Origin of the sequence: Enterococcus sp. ZJ1622 (genome assembly GCF_011038845.1) — a bacterium.
In the GTDB taxonomy this organism is placed as follows: domain Bacteria; phylum Bacillota; class Bacilli; order Lactobacillales; family Enterococcaceae; genus Enterococcus_B.
The window spans coordinates 47,398-64,526 of sequence record NZ_JAAKDW010000014.1; the positions used below are offsets into that span (position 1 = coordinate 47,398).

The 17,129-nt window shown below is 43.5% G+C and carries 17 protein-coding genes; all 17 read left to right on the forward strand.

Annotation, left to right across the window (positions count from 1 at the left end; all coding sequences use genetic code 11):
• The first annotated feature begins 4 nt into the window (after window positions 1–4).
• Entirely contained in the window at window positions 5–943 is a 939-nt protein-coding gene (locus G7Y42_RS12460; RefSeq protein WP_165038291.1) for a rhodanese-related sulfurtransferase, read from the forward strand.
• Between the two features lie 65 nt (window positions 944–1,008).
• On the forward strand, window positions 1,009–1,740 hold the full coding sequence (locus tag G7Y42_RS12465) for a metallophosphoesterase family protein (RefSeq protein WP_165006321.1): 732 nt from the start codon (window positions 1,009–1,011) through the stop codon (window positions 1,738–1,740).
• Between the two features lie 152 nt (window positions 1,741–1,892).
• Entirely contained in the window at window positions 1,893–4,073 is a 2,181-nt protein-coding gene (locus G7Y42_RS12470; protein ID WP_165006323.1) for a Tex family protein, read from the forward strand.
• Window positions 4,074–4,078: 5 nt separating this feature from the next.
• Window positions 4,079–4,552: a SprT family protein gene (locus G7Y42_RS12475; protein ID WP_165006326.1), complete on the forward strand. Its 474-nt coding sequence runs from the start codon at window positions 4,079–4,081 to the stop codon at window positions 4,550–4,552.
• A 22-nt stretch (window positions 4,553–4,574) separates the two neighbouring features.
• Entirely contained in the window at window positions 4,575–5,345 is a 771-nt protein-coding gene (locus G7Y42_RS12480; RefSeq protein ID WP_165006329.1) for a YdcF family protein, read from the forward strand.
• A 121-nt stretch (window positions 5,346–5,466) separates the two neighbouring features.
• Window positions 5,467–6,801 carry a UDP-N-acetylmuramate--L-alanine ligase gene (gene murC / locus G7Y42_RS12485; protein WP_165006332.1) on the forward strand — a complete coding sequence of 445 codons (1,335 nt, stop codon included), beginning with the start codon at window positions 5,467–5,469 and terminating at the stop codon, window positions 6,799–6,801.
• Between the two features lie 212 nt (window positions 6,802–7,013).
• Window positions 7,014–7,499 carry a MaoC/PaaZ C-terminal domain-containing protein gene (locus tag G7Y42_RS12490; RefSeq protein ID WP_165006335.1) on the forward strand — a complete coding sequence of 162 codons (486 nt, stop codon included), beginning with the start codon at window positions 7,014–7,016 and terminating at the stop codon, window positions 7,497–7,499.
• Complete coding sequence (locus G7Y42_RS12495) at window positions 7,492–8,175, forward strand: Bax inhibitor-1/YccA family protein (RefSeq protein WP_165006338.1); 684 nt, start codon at window positions 7,492–7,494, stop codon at window positions 8,173–8,175. Before G7Y42_RS12490 ends, G7Y42_RS12495 begins: the two co-directional genes overlap by 8 nt.
• A gap of 128 nt (window positions 8,176–8,303) precedes the next feature.
• Complete coding sequence (gene polA, locus G7Y42_RS12500) at window positions 8,304–10,949, forward strand: DNA polymerase I (protein ID WP_165006340.1); 2,646 nt, start codon at window positions 8,304–8,306, stop codon at window positions 10,947–10,949.
• Window positions 10,950–11,004: 55 nt separating this feature from the next.
• Window positions 11,005–11,853, forward strand: a complete 849-nt coding sequence (gene mutM, locus G7Y42_RS12505; RefSeq protein WP_165006344.1) for a DNA-formamidopyrimidine glycosylase — start codon at window positions 11,005–11,007, stop codon at window positions 11,851–11,853.
• Window positions 11,805–12,440 (forward strand): dephospho-CoA kinase, encoded by a 636-nt coding sequence (gene coaE, locus G7Y42_RS12510; protein ID WP_165006347.1) that lies wholly within the window; start codon window positions 11,805–11,807, stop codon window positions 12,438–12,440. The genes mutM and coaE overlap by 49 nt, the downstream gene beginning before the upstream one ends.
• A gap of 52 nt (window positions 12,441–12,492) precedes the next feature.
• A complete protein-coding gene (locus G7Y42_RS12515; RefSeq protein WP_165006350.1) occupies window positions 12,493–12,825 on the forward strand; it encodes a CsbD family protein in 333 nt (110 codons plus the stop codon).
• Window positions 12,826–13,126: 301 nt separating this feature from the next.
• Window positions 13,127–13,627, forward strand: a complete 501-nt coding sequence (nrdR, locus tag G7Y42_RS12520) for a transcriptional regulator NrdR (RefSeq protein WP_165006352.1) — start codon at window positions 13,127–13,129, stop codon at window positions 13,625–13,627.
• 42 nt (window positions 13,628–13,669) lie between these two features.
• Window positions 13,670–15,043, forward strand: a complete 1,374-nt coding sequence (locus tag G7Y42_RS12525; protein WP_165006357.1) for a DnaD domain protein — start codon at window positions 13,670–13,672, stop codon at window positions 15,041–15,043.
• On the forward strand, window positions 15,043–15,969 hold the full coding sequence (dnaI, locus tag G7Y42_RS12530; RefSeq protein ID WP_165006361.1) for a primosomal protein DnaI: 927 nt from the start codon (window positions 15,043–15,045) through the stop codon (window positions 15,967–15,969). The genes G7Y42_RS12525 and dnaI overlap by 1 nt, the downstream gene beginning before the upstream one ends.
• Window positions 15,970–15,989: 20 nt before the next feature.
• Entirely contained in the window at window positions 15,990–16,412 is a 423-nt protein-coding gene (locus G7Y42_RS12535) for a hypothetical protein (protein ID WP_165006363.1), read from the forward strand.
• Window positions 16,413–16,498: 86 nt separating this feature from the next.
• Window positions 16,499–16,939 (forward strand): hypothetical protein, encoded by a 441-nt coding sequence (locus tag G7Y42_RS12540; protein WP_165006366.1) that lies wholly within the window; start codon window positions 16,499–16,501, stop codon window positions 16,937–16,939.
• The last annotated feature ends 190 nt before the right edge of the window (window positions 16,940–17,129 follow it).

A 17,129-nucleotide genomic window follows, 5' to 3' on the forward strand; every position in this document is an offset into this window, starting at 1 on the left:
CAACATGGATTATCAAGTATTGCTTTATTATAATTATACAAAAATCGAGAATGCAGAGGAATTTGCCAAAGAACATCTTGCCTATTGCAAGTCACTGAACTTAAAAGGGCGGATCCTAGTAGCAGAAGAAGGGATCAACGGTACTCTTTCGGGAACGATTGCGGATACGAATGCGTACATGGAAGCAATGAAAGCTGATCCGCGTTTTGCTGACACGATGTTCAAAATCGATCCTAGTGAAGGACATGCGTTCAAGAAAATGTTCGTACGGTATCGTCCCGAGCTGGTCAGCTTGAAGCTTGAAGAAGATGTCGATCCGAACCAGCTGACCGGTGCTTATCTTTCACCGAAAGAATTCAAAGAAGCGATTTTGGATGAAGAAACAGTTGTTATTGATGCTCGTAACGATTATGAATATGATCTGGGACATTTTCGCGGAGCCGTTCGTCCAGAAATCCGCAGTTTCAGAGAGCTTCCCGAATGGATGCGCGAACATAAAGAAGAATTTATGGACAAGCGAGTAGTGACTTACTGTACAGGCGGGATACGCTGCGAAAAATTTTCCGGCTGGCTCGTTCGTGAAGGATTCCAAGATGTAGGACAGCTACACGGCGGGATCGCTACTTACGGGAAAGATCCTGAAGTCCAAGGCGAATTGTGGGATGGGAAAATGTATGTTTTCGACGAACGGATCGCTGTAGAGATCAATCAGGTGGATAAACAGATCGTTGGCCGGGACTGGTTTGACGGTACGCCTTGTGAACGTTACATCAATTGTGCCAATCCAGAATGTAACCGTCAGATCCTAGCTTCTCTTGAAAACGAAGAAAAACATCTGGGGTCTTGTTCTGCTGCATGTGCGCAGCATCCTAAGAATCGTTATGTAGAAGAACATGGCCTAACAAGAGAAGAAGCTGCTTCACGCCTTGCAGCTTTTGCTTAGATCGGTTTTTGTATTGCGGACGTCTCAGCCTTTGCGTTATACTGAAAAAAAGGATGGTGTCCGGGATGAAAACACTTGTATATGCGATTGGAGATGTCCATGGGAAGTTCGACCTTTTCCAACAATTGGTACGTGAATATGATCCTTCATTGCATCAACTGGTGCTGATCGGGGATCTCAATGATCGTGGGCCTCAAACGAAAGAATGTTTTTTATTAGGAATGAAACTGGTGAAAGAAACAGGAGCAGTCTATCTGCGTGGGAATCACGAAGAATATTTTTTGCAGTTCCTGCAAGCCCCAGAAGACTGGTATGAACCATATTTAAGAAATGGCGGCAAAGAAACATTTGAGAGTCTGCTTCACCCAGAAGCAGCAGAAGAATACTCGCCGACAGAAATAGCCATGATGATCCGTTCGAGATACAGCGAGCTGATCGAATTCCTCGTCGAACGTCCATTGTATTTTGAATGGGGCAATTATCTGTTTGTCCATGCAGGTGTCGATCTGTCGAAAAAAGATTGGCATCAGACGAGCCCAAGGGATTTCATTTGGATAAGAGAACCATTTCATGAAGGAGCAAATCATACAGGGAAAACGATCGTCTTTGGTCACACGATCACTCCGATGCTCCATGGGGATATGCAAACGACCGATCTGTGGAGAAACGACCATAAGATAGGTATCGATGGGGGTGCAGTCTTCGGCGGATCGATGCATGGGGTCATTTTTGATCAGAACGGTATTTTACAAGATATCGAATATCAAAACAATGAAGGACCTTGGCAAGGGATTTGAGCGAAGGAAACAGGGGTTGCGGGAATGACCGCAACTCTTTTTTTAGGTACAAAACAAGGAAAGACCTTCTCTTATTCCGCTAAGTCTGTTTATTGAAGGGACAAAAGTATGGTAGAATAAAGAAGCAATTCTAGTAGAAAAGAGGCATTTTGATGACAGAAAATCTAAACCAGACGATCCTTCAGCTCGTTCAAAAAGAATTGGCTGATTATCGCCCTAAACAGCTGACGACGGTCCTTCAGTTGTTAAATGAAGGGAATACTGTGCCATTCATCGCACGTTACCGAAAAGAAATGACCGGCAGCCTAGACGAAGTACAGATCCGTGAAATCGAAGAACGCTATGCGTATTTAGAGAATCTAGAAAAACGAAAAGCGGAAGTCCTCCGTTTGATCGATGAACAAGGAAAACTAACGCCGGAACTGGAAGCCGGGATCGCCCAAGCAGTCAAGATGCAACAGGTAGAAGATCTCTACAGACCTTATAAACAAAAACGTAGAACGAAAGCTACGATAGCAAAAGAAAAAGGATTAGAGCCTCTCGCACAATGGCTGCTCCAAATGCCGACTGGTGAGATCACAGTCGAAGCAGCAAAATATATCGATGAAGAAAAAGAAGTCAAGTCAGCAGCAGAAGCTTTGGCAGGCGCACATGAAATCATCGCAGAGCAAGTAAGCGACACAGCAAAATACAGAACGTGGATTCGTTCCTTTGCTTATAATAAAGGAACTTATGCAAGTACAGTGAAAGACGCGTCCCTTGATGAAAAAGGCGTGTACGAAATGTATTATGACTTTGCTGAGCCCGTCCATAAAATCGTCTCTCATAGGATTTTAGCGACGAATCGTGGAGAAAAGGAAGATATCTTAAAAGTAAGTATCCAGATAGACGAAGAAACAGTATTGAACTATCTTGAACGCCAGCTGATCACCAACCCGGATTCCACTGCTGTCTCAGTGGTCAAAGAAGCGTATCAGGACAGCTACAAGCGATTCATCCAGCCCGCTATCGAGAGAGAAGTTCGGAACGAACTGACGGAAAAAGCGGATGAACAGGCAATCGCGATCTTCGGTGAGAACCTGCGGAACCTGCTGCTTCAGCCACCGTTGAAAGGAAAAGTCGTCTTAGGTTTTGACCCAGCTTATCGAACGGGTTGCAAACTGGCGGTAGTCGATGCTACGGGAAAAGTTCTGGCAATCGATGTCATCTACCCTCACAAGCCAGCTGCTCAAGCAAAACGTGAAGCTGCAGGACTTGCTTTTGTCAAACTGATCAATCAGTATCAAGTAGATATGGTCGCTATCGGAAATGGGACAGCGAGTCGAGAATCAGAACTTTTTGTGGCGGAACAATTGAAATCAGCTGATCATAAAGCTTATTACGCGATCGTAAACGAAGCAGGTGCTTCTGTTTATTCAGCAAGTGACATTGCCCGCAAAGAATTTCCGAATCTCCAAGTCGAAGAACGTAGCGCAGTCTCGATTGCAAGACGTTTGCAAGATCCTTTAGCTGAATTAGTCAAGATCGACCCGAAAGCAGTCGGTGTCGGTCAATATCAGCATGATGTGTCACAAAAACGTTTGGCGGAACAACTGGATTTCGTAGTAGAAACAGCGGTCAACCAAGTTGGCGTCGATGTGAATACTGCTAGTCCTCAACTCCTGCAGCATGTCTCGGGATTGAATAAAACGACTGCACAAAATATCGTCAACTACCGCGAAGAAAACGGCGAATTCACTGCCAGAACACAGCTTAAAAAAGTACCGCGCTTAGGACCAAAAGCCTACGAGCAAGCAATCGGGTTCCTCAGAGTCCCTGGCGGAAAAAACATCTTGGATAATACCGGCATACATCCGGAAAGTTATGCAGTAGCAAAAGAGATCTTGAAAGCCAATGCTCTTTCTGAAAAAGAATTAGGTACAGAAGCAGCCATAGAGAAATTAGCCAAACTCTCTGCTCATGAACTTGCCAAGAGCTTAGATGTCGGTGAAGAAACACTGGCAGACATCTTGGAAGGCCTGACTCGTCCGGGAAGAGACATGCGGGAAGAAATGCCTGCACCTTTGTTGCGCTCTGATGTATTGAGCATGGAGGATCTGAAAGCAGGAATGGAACTGAAAGGGACAGTCCGAAACGTGATCGATTTTGGCGCTTTTGTCGATATCGGCGTGAAGCAAGATGGATTAGTCCACATTTCTAAACTAAGCAAAAAATTTGTCAAACATCCGACAGATGTCGTCTCAGTAGGAGATGTCGTAACTGTTTGGGTCGAACAAGTCGATACAAAAAAAGGCAGAATCAGTTTGACGATGCTTTCACCTTATGAGGAGTAAGAAAAGTGACACCAGAAGAATTACAAGAATTAGTCGAGAAGATCTCTTTGGAAAGTTTCCGTAGACCTTTTTGTCATCAAGCAGTCTTCAATGCGCGTTTGAGGACGACAGGCGGACGTTACCACCTGGAAGACCATCATCTGGACTTCAACCCGAAGATGTTTGCGGAATCAGATGATCAGACGATTGCAGGAATCATCAAGCATGAGCTGTGTCATTATCATCTTCACTTGATGGGAAAGGGATACCGTCACCGAGATGCAGATTTCAAATATCTCCTGAAAGCCACAGGCGGTATCCGGTATGCGCCATCGTTAACGACAAATCGACCTAAAAAGGTCGAATGTTACCAATGCCAAAAGTGTCATACGCTGATCTATCGAAAACGAAAATTCGACACTACACGTTATCTTTGCGGTAGCTGCAGAGGGAAATTGACCTGGGTAGAAACAAAATATCCGACAGCAGAACCGATTTGAAAAAACAGGAGGAATAACAGATATGGAACAGCCTTCAGGAAAAAACATTTTGGACAACCGTAACGACTGGAACCTTCTTCTGTCCTTTTTAGCAGATGCTGGAAGTCAGACGTTTGACCAGTTGGACGCGCCGTTATTGATCTTGGCGGGGAACTGTTTACCGATACTTGCGGACAAAGCAGCAGAATTATATTTGAATGGACAAGTCCAGCAGCTGTTTTTTGTCGGTGGTGTGGGACACGCGACAAAATTCCTCGTGGAGAATTTCGCAAAACAAGGGTATCATTTCGAAGACGGATTAAGTGAAAGCGAGATGTGTTATCTTTATCTGAAAGAAAAATATCAGTTGCCAGAAGATGTCGTCCTGTTAGAAAAGCAATCCACCAATTCAGGAGAAAATGCGGCATTCTCATTGGAAATCCTTCGTTCTTGCAAGACACTCCCTTCGGATATCTTATTGATGAACGATCCGACATTGCAGCGAAGGACCAAAGCGACTTTCGAAAAGGTCTGGGAACAAGAAGAAGTCACCTTTACGAATGCTGTGCCTTTCATCCCTGAGATCACCCAAGTGACAGAGGATTTCCTTTTTTCTGACAGCGAACTGAATCATCAATGGACGAAGGAATATTTCCAAGCCTTGGTGCTAGGCGAGATGATCCGGTTGAAGGACGACGAAAACGGCTATGGTCCCAAAGGAAAAGGATTCATCCCGCATGTCGAGATACCAGAAGAAGTCTGGTCTGCTTACCAGCGTCTCCAAGCAACGACGCAGCATTTCTCCCGGGCATAAAAGAGATCTTTTATGACAGATAACGCCTTTCGAATAAATTTGGTTGAAATTTTTTAGCGTTTATAAGATAATGGGGAGCGTGTTGAATGTAATGGACGCTAGATAAGAGAAGAGGATTCAAATGGAAAATCAAAATAAATTGTATCATTTTGTTGGTATCAAAGGTTCAGGAATGAGTTCCTTGGCACTTGTCCTACATGAACAAGGCTTGAAAGTTCAAGGATCAGACATTGAAAAATATTTCTTTACACAACGTGATCTAGAAAAAGCAAACATAACGATTTTGCCTTTTAATGCAGACAATGTAAAACCAGGTATGACAATTATTGCAGGAAATGCATTTCCTGATACGCACGAAGAGATCCAAAGAGCGAAAGAACTTGGGCTGGAAGTCGTTCGTTATCACGACTTCATTGCTGACTTTATCGAAGACTATACAAGCATCGCTGTGACAGGTTCTCACGGAAAAACAAGTACGACAGGCTTGCTTTCTCACGTATTGAGCGGCGTTCGTCCGACAAGTTATCTGATCGGTGATGGTACAGGTCATGGCGATCCGCAAGCAGAATTCTTTTCATTCGAAGCCTGCGAATACCGTCGTCACTTTTTAGCTTATTCGCCTGACTATGCGATCATGACGAATATCGATTTTGACCATCCTGATTACTATACGAGCATCGATGATGTCTTCACTGCTTTTCAAACGATGGCTACTCAAGTCAAAAAAGCCATTTTTGCCTACGGTGATGACGAATACTTGAGAAAACTGGAAGCAGATGTACCGATCTACTATTACGGTGTGACAGAAAATGATGACATCCAAGCACGTAATATCGAACGCACGACGACAGGTTCTGCTTTTGATGTCTACCATGATGATGAATTTGTGGGACATTTCGCTGTTCCGGCTTTTGGAAAACATAATATCTTGAATGCACTTGGCGTAATCGCTGTGGCGTATTTCGAAAAACTGGATCTTCAGGAAGTGGCAGAAGAAATGCTGACATTCCCAGGAGTAAAACGCCGCTTCAGCGAAAAGATCGTCGCAGATATGACCGTCGTGGACGATTATGCGCACCATCCAGCAGAAATCAAAGCAACGATCGATGGCGCCCGTCAAAAATATCCTGATAAAGAAATCATCGCCGTGTTCCAGCCACATACATTCACGCGTACGATTGCTTTGATGGACGACTTTGCAGAAGCACTTGATCTAGCTGATAAAGTCTATCTGTGTGATATCTTTGGTTCTGCTCGTGAAGAACAAGGTAACGTAAAAATCGAAGACCTTGGCGACAAGATCAAAAAAGGCGGCGAAGTCATCAAAGAAAACAACGTGTCTCCATTACTTGACTACCATGATGCTGTAATGATCTTCATGGGAGCCGGAGATGTACAGAAATTTGAACAAGCATATGAAAAATTATTGAGCAGTACGACGAAAAATGTATTGTAATCTATAAGATACAGGTTCTAATAAAAGAAAGAGGGGGGAGTGACGAATATTTTGTCACGCTCCTTTTTTTCGAATAAATGGTGCTGACTATTTCTGTCACATCTTTTTTTCAAAAACATAGGATTGTCTAAAATCAGGGGAATCAAGCTTGCCTTTTCCGCTTCTTTTGGTACAATGAATAATGATTAAAAATAAACTGGAGGGTTTCTATCTTGAACATAGGTAAGCCGCGAAAATTAGGAAAAACAATCAATGAAATCGAGGAAGGCGACTCGTTGTCTCTGACAGAATCGATCGAAGACAACCAGCTGCTGCTTTATTTAGGACTGACGAATGACGCTAATCCATTATATATCCAGCATGATTTTGCACAGAAAACAGAGTATCATCAGCCAATCGTGCCGTCTGTCATGTTGATGGGGATCATCACAAGTGCAGTATCGAAGCATCTTCCTGGACCAGGCTCTCACGTCGTAAACTTTTCCGTGAATTTTATCGAACCGGTTTTCCATTACGAAACACTGACTTTTCAGTTTGAGGTCATAAAAGTAGACAAAATGAAGGATGTAGTGACGATTTCCGTGGAAGCATCGAACAGCGAAGAAAATCGTGTGCTGGATGCAGTAGTCATGGTACAGCCGCCACAAGCTCCTGAGTTGGAATTAGCATTTGAAAGTGAAGGTGAATTAAATGAATAATCAAACAACATCGATATCTGGTATCAATCGTTTTTACGCAAAGATCTATGGATTCCTAGGGTTAGGACTAGGATTGAGTGCGATCACTTCTTACTTGGCATTACAAGTATTCCCAGTGCAAGTCGCAACGTTTATCAACAACTTCCCGCTAGGTTTTATGGGTCTATGGATCGTTGAATTGATCTTAGTCATGGTTTTAGGCGTAAAAGCACAAAAAAATCCTAGCCTTGCGATCGGCGGATTCATCGCTTATTCCTTACTGAATGGTCTAACATTGGCAGTCACTCTTGCTTATTATGATATTGGTACGGTCACCGAAGCCTTTATCACGGCAACCTTGACATTCATGGGGATGGCTGTGGTCGGCGCTACGACGAAACGCGATCTTAGCGGGATCGGACGAGCTGGTTTGGCCGCATTGATCGGTGTCATCATCGCTATGTTCTTGAACATATTCATTTTGAGAAGCAGTGCAGTCGAATTGTTCATTTCGTTGCTGCTTGTCCTGATCTTTTCAGGGATCACTGCTTATGATAACCAAAATATTCGAAATATCTATGTGCAGACAAATGGAACAGCACATAACGGGATAGCTGTTTTCATGGCTTTACAGCTGTATCTGGATTTCATCAACTTGTTCCTAGCTTTCCTGAGAATCTTCGGACGGAACAATTAATAAAAAAGAAAATGTTTTTCTTAAAGGGGCTGCGCCAAAATATTTGGTGCGGCCCCGCTTTTTCTTTTCGCATTCCGAATGATTCTTTGTTAGAATGAATAAGAACTTTACAGTAAGGAGTTAAGCAGATGACAAAAAATAAATTATTACTCGTTGACGGGAACAGTGTGGCTTTTCGAGCGTTCTTCGCACTGCACAATTCGCTTGAACGATTCAAAAACAGGAATGGTCTTCATACTAATGCGATCTACGCATTCAATACGATGTTCGAAAACGTCATGCAAAAAGAACAGCCGACACATGTGTTAGTTGCCTTTGATGCCGGGAAGACGACTTTCCGGACAGAGATGTATGCAGAATACAAAGGCGGTAGATCGAAAACACCTGGCGAATTCAAAGAACAAATGCCTTATATCCGAGAGCTGCTTACAGGTTTGGGTGTCCAGTATTATGAACTGCCGAATTACGAAGCAGATGATATCATCGGAACACTGGCAGAGACGGTAGATAAAGAAAAATTCGATGTCGTGGTGCTTTCTGGTGACCGGGATTTGACACAATTAGCTAGCAATGAGATCAAAGTCGATATTACAGTAAAAGGCGTCAGTGATATCGAAAGCTACACACCAGAACATGTCGCAGAAAAATATGACGGCTTGTCACCAAAACAGATCATCGACATGAAAGGATTAGCTGGTGATGCTTCTGACAACATTCCTGGTGTGACAAAAATCGGTGAGAAAACAGCGATCAAACTATTGAAGCAATATGGCTCTGTTGAAGGAATCTATGAGCATATCGATGAAATGAAACAAAGTAAAATGAAGGAAAACCTGATCAATGACAAAGAACAGGCTTTTTTGTCCAAACAGTTAGCCACTATCAATACCGCAGCGCCAGTAGAAGTCTCCATCGATTCCCTGAAGTATGAAGGGAAAAATCTGGAAAAACTAGTGCCTTTCTACAAAGAAATGGATTTCAATCAGTTCTTATCCAAATTGAATGTCGTAGAAGAAGAAACACAAATGGAAGATATCCTCTTCGAAGTGGTCAACGAATACAAGGAAGAGATGTTCACGACAGACATGGCTTTGTATGTAGAGATGCTAGGCGACAATTATCATACAGAAGAGATCGTCGGGATCGCTTGGGGCTCGAAAGAAAAGATCTATGTTACGGATGACCTGTCTATTTTTGAAAACAAAGCATTCCATGACTGGCTGACCGATGCTACTCGTCTGAAAAAAGTCTATGATGCGAAACGCACTTATGTCGCGTTGAATCGGTATACTGCAAAAACCAAAGGCATCGATTTTGACGTGCTATTAGGTGCTTATCTGCTCGATACTAACGAAAAAAGCAGTGACATCGAAGGAATTGCCGTACACTACGGCTATCATGAGATCCAGACAGATGAAGCCGTATATGGAAAAGGAGCTAAAAAAGGATTGCCGGAAGATCAAGAGGTCTTTTTTGCACACTTAGCCCGTAAAGTAGCGGCTATCAATGTATTGACACCCAAATTGACGCACGAACTGGAAGAAAAGAACCAAGCGGATCTATTCCACAAGATGGAACTGCCTCTTTCGATCATCCTCGCAGAGATGGAGATCAGTGGGATCAAAGTAGATGCTGCACGATTACAGGAAATGAAGATCGAATTTTCTGATCGGTTACGAGAGATCGAAGAGAAGATCTATGAAGAAGCCGGAGAAGAATTCAATTTGAATTCGCCAAAACAATTAGGTGTCGTCCTTTTTGAAAAAATGGGGCTGCCTGTCATCAAAAAAACAAAAACCGGCTACTCGACTGCCGTCGATGTGCTAGAGCAGCTTAGAGAACAGGCACCGATCGTCGAAGATATCCTGACCTATCGTCAGATTGCCAAAATCCAGTCGACTTATGTGGAAGGTCTGCTGAAAGTCATCCAATCTGATGGCAAAGTGCACACCCGCTACGTTCAGACTTTGACGCAAACAGGTCGCCTAAGCTCTGTCGATCCTAACTTGCAAAATATCCCGATCCGACTGGAAGAAGGAAAGAAAATCCGACAAGCCTTTGTCCCAAGAGAAAAAGACTGGCTGATTTATTCTTCGGATTATTCACAAATCGAGTTGCGCGTTTTAGCCCATATCTCGAACGATGAACATCTGAAAGCCGCTTTCTTAGAAGGACAGGATATCCATGCAAGTACAGCCATGCGTGTATTCGGGATCGAAAAACCGGAAGATGTCACACCGAACATGCGCCGACAGGCAAAAGCAGTGAACTTCGGGATCGTCTATGGGATATCCGACTACGGCCTTTCCCAAAATCTAGGGATCAGTAGGAAAGCAGCCCAACAATATATCGATACCTACTTTGAAAAATATCCAGGTGTGAAAGAATACATGGAACGTATCGTAAGAGAAGCGAAAGAGCAAGGATTCGTTGAAACCTTGTATCATCGACGTCGCTATTTGCCAGATATCAATTCAAGAAATTATAACATCCGTTCCTTTGCAGAGAGAACAGCAATCAATACACCGATCCAAGGAAGCGCAGCGGATATCCTGAAAATCGCTATGATCGAATTGGACAAGCGATTGAAAGCAGAAGGACTTAAAGCTACAATGCTTCTTCAAGTCCACGATGAACTTGTTTTTGAAGTCCCCGAAAATGAATTGGAGACTTTGGATAAATTAGTCAGCGAAGTAATGGAGAATGCAGTTTCCCTACATGTACCGCTAGTAACAGATAGCAGTTGGGGAAAGACATGGTACGAAGCTAAATAATCAGAGGAATCATCAGATAGAAGAAATCAGCAAAATTGAAGGTGAAGAAAAAGAAATGCCAGAATTACCAGAAGTAGAAACGGTCCGTAAAGGATTAGAACGACTAGTGTCCGGAAAAACGATCCAGAAAGTACAAGTGTTATGGCCAAAAATCATTGAGCAGCCAGAAGCGCCGATCTTTGAAGCTTCCTTAGTCGGCGAGACGATTGAATCAATTGGACGAAGAGGCAAATTCTTGATTTTCCACTTGAGCCACTATGAATTGATCTCTCATTTGCGTATGGAAGGGAAATATCAATTTACTGAAAAAAACGAACCAATCGACAAACACACGCATGTGATTTTCTTTTTTGAAGACGGAAGCCAGCTGCGTTATAACGACGTACGGAAATTCGGGCGCATGACGATCGTCGAGAAGGGTGCAAGTGATACGTACCGAGGGATCATGAAATTAGGGCCTGAGCCCTTACCGGAATATTTTACTCTTGATGTATTCGAAGCAGGGTTGAAAAAGTCGCATAAAGCGATCAAGCCGCTGCTGCTGGATCAGCGTTTAGTGACAGGTCTAGGCAATATTTATGTGGATGAAGCACTTTGGGAAGCGAAGATCCATCCTGAACAGCCAGCGAATACGTTGCGACCAAAAGAAGTCGAGCGTTTGAGACTTTCGATCATCGATGTATTGTCTCGTGCGATTGAAGCAGGCGGAACGACGATCCGAAGCTATTTGAATGCATTAGGCGAATCAGGTGGTTTCCAAGTAGCATTGCATGTGTATCAGCAAACTGGAAAGCCATGCATCCGTTGTGGTACACCAATCATCAAGACGAAAGTAGCGCAAAGGGGGACTCACTATTGTCCAAATTGCCAGCAGTTGAGAATACCAAAAAAGGATACGTACTAGGATTGACCGGCGGGATCGCCACTGGAAAAAGTACAGTTGCTGTTGTATTTCAAAAGCACGGTATCCCGATCATCGACGGCGATCTCATCGCTCGAGAAGCAGTGGCTCCTCAAACACCGGGACTTGCTGCGATCGTGAAAGAATTTGGCAAAGAAATGTTGCAAGAAGACGGTCAGCTCGATCGGAAAAAGCTGGGGAACATTATCTTCTCGTCTGAAGAAGACCGGCATCGATTGGATCAGCTGCTTGACCCGTTCATCCGTACACGTATAAAAGAACAGATCAATCGTCAACGTGAAGTTTCTTCTTTAGTGGTCGTGGATATCCCTCTGCTCTACGAAGGGCACTACGATCGTTATATGGACGCGGTTGCGGTCGTCTATACAACGGAGGCAGTACAGATTGAGCGGTTGATGGCACGAAACCAGTTGACCGAAAAAGAAGCAAAGCAACGAATCGCAAGTCAGCTTTCCGTGGAAAAGAAAAAGCAGTTAGCTGATATCGTATTCGATAATAATGGCACGAAAGAACATCTGACGACTCAAGTCGAAAAGTGGCTTTTTGCCTTCTTCGATCGCTTTCTTTGAGTATATCCGCGGACTTTGCTATGCTAAGATTATAGAAAAGGGAGGGATAGCGATGGGAACGATTAAGAACCAGAAAGACAAAGTTTTAGGAACGGCAAAAGAGAAACTTGGCGAGATTCTTAACAAAGAAGAGCTGAAAGATGAAGGTCGTGCACAAACAGAAGCCGCAGAAGAAAAAGCAGCGCAATATCAAGCACGTATCGATGAACTTGAAGACCAGCAGGCAGAAAAAGAAGCGAAAACGCAGGATCTGACACAAGAGCGCAAAAAAGACCAGCCTGATCGATCAAAAACGCCTCTTCCCGAAGATGAGCATATCCCCGATCAGCAAAAAATCGAAGAGCAGCGGATGAAGCATTATACTGGGATCGAAGAAAAGCTGTAGACACAGTGCTGGAACGAAAATAGCTTCAAGCATGAGAGGTAGGGACAAATCTGTCCTTGCCTTTTTTTGCTTGGTAAAAAGCAGTTTTTTCAAGAAAAAGATATGTATTTGTATTGCCTCGGCTGTCCCGATTTGCTTTTTTGAACTTTTTACGCACAAAAGCAGAAAAAAATGTTCTTATATTCGTGCTTTTTTTAGCTTGGACAGTCGCGTTTCACATTTGTTTCGTGTTATAATACAACTAGTTGTAAAGAAGAAAGCATTCCTTAGATAAATACAGTCATGCAAGAGGTGAAACCAAATGAGATGTCCGAGATGTCAACACAATAATTCCAGAGTAATCGACAGCCGGCAAGCAGATGACGGACGGGCGATCCGCCGCCGTCGCGAATGCGAGAATTGTTCTTTCCGTTTCACAACATTTGAACGGATCGAAGCCGCACCGCTGCTGGTCATCAAAAAGAACGGCGAACGTGAAGAGTTCAATCGAGACAAGATCCTGAGAGGGCTGATCCGTTCTGCAGAAAAAAGACCTGTTGCAATGGAACAAATGGAACAGATCGTCAATCATGTGGAGAACCGTGTCCGCAGCTTAGGAGAGAATGAAGTATCGACAAATCTGATCGGCGAATATGTGATGGAAGACCTAGTCGATCTTGATGAGATCGCTTATATACGTTTCGCAAGTGTCTACCGGCAATTCAAAGATATGTCTGTTTTTCTGAAAGAATTACAGGAAATTGTTGATAAGGCAAAAGAAAACAACAAAGAAACAACGAAAGAAAATGATAAGAACGATTAATCAGTCATAAGTAAGAATTGAGAAGTAAAAGGGGGCATTTCCTTGGAAAATGCTTGGAAAGAGCTTCAGCCGAAAAATATTTACCAAGGAAGAAAAGCTGGTCCGTTGAAAGAAGAAAGCCGATCAGCTTTGCTCTATCTGTACCAGCCACTGATTGGCGGAGAAGCCTTGAGTATCTATTTCACGCTTTTAACAGAAGTCTCGCAAGAAACAGGACAAGGACCAGAAGGACTCCATGCAGATCTTCTGAGCAGTCTAAACTGTGGGATACCACAATTTTATGAAGCGCGAAAAAAACTGGAAGGGATCGGCTTGTTGGAGGTCTATTACAAAGAAGATCCGAGTTTAGGCTCTTGCTTTATCTATGAGTTGTTAGAACCTATCGCGCCGCAGGAATTTTTCAAAGATTCTGTTTTAGCCTTCTTATTGCTGGAAAAAGTTGGTGAACGCCGCTTCAATCAACTGGTCCGATTGTTCGAACCTAAAACATTCTCTGGCGAAGGCTATCGGAAAGTAACCAAAAAATTCCTAGAAGTCTATCGTTTCAGTGAGGATGCCTATGCGGCAGATCAAAAGAAAATCGAATCACTAGCTGACACATTTGCGAAGGCTGCCAAGAAACCGCTGCTTGAAAACCGTTCGGCGATCGACTGGCAGTTTTTGACTGACTGGCTTGAAAAAAAACACATCGCAAAACTCGAAAAGCAAGTGGTCGATCAAATCGACATGTATCATCAGCTCTATGGATTCGATGAATTGACACTAGGTGATCTGATCGTTCAAGCGTATGATTTTACGGAAGAAAAAGTCTCTATCAAAGAGATGCAGAAAATCGTGCTGGCACTGAATCGGACGTCAAGGCCTCAAGCCAAGGAGAAACAGATAGAAGACAAACCGGAAGTAGTGATACAGACAAAAGAACCACTTCCTAATGCAGCGGTCCAACTGATCAAGGAGGCACAAAGCATCCCGCCAATGAAATATTTGGAAGCAATAAAAAGAGAAAAAGGCGGGTATGTCTCGAAACAGGAGAGCTGGCTGATGCAAGATCTCATCTCGCAATCCGGCCTTTCGAACAGCGTGATCAACATATTGCTGAACTACGTACTGGTTATCCAGGATCGCGCTAGTCTGACGGCTTCCTATGCCAATGCAATCGCAAATGAATGGGCACAAAAGAAGATCACGACAGCTGAAGAAGCAATCCAGCATATACGAAAGATCAGCAGTGAAGCAAAACAAACGAAGCAAAACAAACAGCAAAATTATCCAGCGAATCGACGGAAGGTCCGGCGGGAAAAGCTGCCTGACTGGGTGAACCAGCCAAAAGATGAAACTCAGATCAGCAGCGAGAAAAAAGCAGAGATCGACCGGCGCTTTAAAGAATACCTTGCAAAAAAGGAGGGTGACAGCTGATGGAAGACGTAGGAAAAGAATTAAAAAAAATCATCAGCAGACGAGACTATCAGGAGAAGTATGCTGAAATGATCGCTGAAGTCTTGGATGATACGGATGTTCAAACCTTTCTTGCTGCACATCGTGAAGAATTGACACAAGCAGACATCGAAAAAAGCTACGCGAAATTATATGAATTCGTGCAGGAAAAACGGAAATATCAACGAAACGATCCTACGATGATCGCACCAGGCTATGAACCGAAATTAACATTGAATTTCCATTATGTGGACGTCACTTATGTACCGACTGAAGCATTGCTGGCTCGCCAGAAACAAGAAGAGATCAGAAGTCGAGTGAAGGCGATGGACATGCCGAAAGATATCCAATCGGCCTCATTCGAGAATTTCGAACGAACCGATGGACGCGGGTACGCTAGTTTAGAGGCATTGGATTTTGTCGAGCAGTATACAGCGGATCCGAAAGGGTATCATAAGGGACTCTACCTAGTAGGGAGCTTCGGCATCGGAAAAACCTATCTTCTTGGCGCTACGGCACGTGAACTTGCAATTGCTGGATTCACGACGACTCTGGTCCACTTCCCGACATTCGCTGTTGAGATGAAGCAAGCGATCGGAAAAGATCAGGTGGCTGAAAAACTTGATGCGGTAAAACGTTCGCCTATTTTGATGATGGATGATATCGGAGCAGATGCGATGAGCAGTTGGATACGTGATGAAGTATTCGGCGTTATCTTACAATATAGGATGCAAGAACAATTGCCGACCTTCTTTTCATCAAATTTCACCATGGATGAATTAGAGCAGCATTTGGCCGTGACACAGCGCGGAGACGAAGAACCATTGAAAGCAAAACGGATCATGGAACGAATCCGCTATTTGACCAAAGAGATTGAAATGACAGGGCGCAACCGTCGCAATGGCTGATCTTGATAAGGAGAGACGGAGTGAAAAAAATAACCTTGTACTTGTTAACTGCTAGCACATTGCTTTTTCTATTTGGCTGTTCCAGCACAGTCGATTCAGATGTGACAGACATGGAAAAAGAAACGGTGAATGAGCAAATAGATGAATTGGCTGAAGATGAATACACGATCATCGAAGCAACAGTGAAATCAATTCATCCGAGCGGTTCAGCCATCTTCCACCATCTGAAAACTATAAAAGAAGCACCCGATACAGTAAAGTTTCATGGGGAATGTGAGACAACTATCTCTTTGATTACGAAAAAGCTAGCGGATGTTGCTGCTTTACGTTTACAAGAAGGGGATAGGGTCGCAGTGACGGTCAAGGCACGTTTCTCGCAAACGAGAGAATATCCAGGCAAAATTCACGAAAGCTTTGTTATGAAGATAGATCGTGCAAAATGATAAGCACTCTATCGCTTGAAAATGTAAAATAACCAAATGATATACACCGAAATAAGTAGTGCAAAAACTTACACGGAGGATGTTATATGAAGGCTATTTTTTCTTGTTTGGCTGCTGCAGGGGTACTTTTCGTTCTTGCAGGCTGCGGCAACTCAGAAAACGATACAGGATCGATCGATTCGATCGATGCAGGACAGGTGATGGAAACAAGCAGTTCACCGGCTGAAAGTCAAAGTGTATTTACTGGAACGATCGAAAGCATCACAAAAGTGGAAGCAGAAGAAGAGACGATCCAAATAAAAGTAACAGGTGTCAAATCAAAAGAAGATCCGGCAAATATCGGGACTTCTTTCAGTAATGACGGCGTGCTTTTGAACGCAGCCCCCGAACAGATCAGAGAGGGTGCCGACGCTTTGAAATCAGGAGTCGAAATCACTTTTACACTAGTGAAAATGCCAGTGATGACCATGTCGATCCCACCGCAGATACCAGGAGATTCCATCATTGAGATCACTGTCAACAAGTAAGAATGGACGACAGTAATACGTAACAAAAAGCAAGGACGGGACGTTCATTCGTTCCGTCCTTTTGTGGCTCTTTGTCAAATCGGACTGATAAGGTCATCTATGAACATCAAAGTTAGTAAAAGTTACTAGCTTTGATGTTTTTTTATGTGTAGCTGATTAACCCGTTGATTAGAAAAATCCGCAAGCGCAT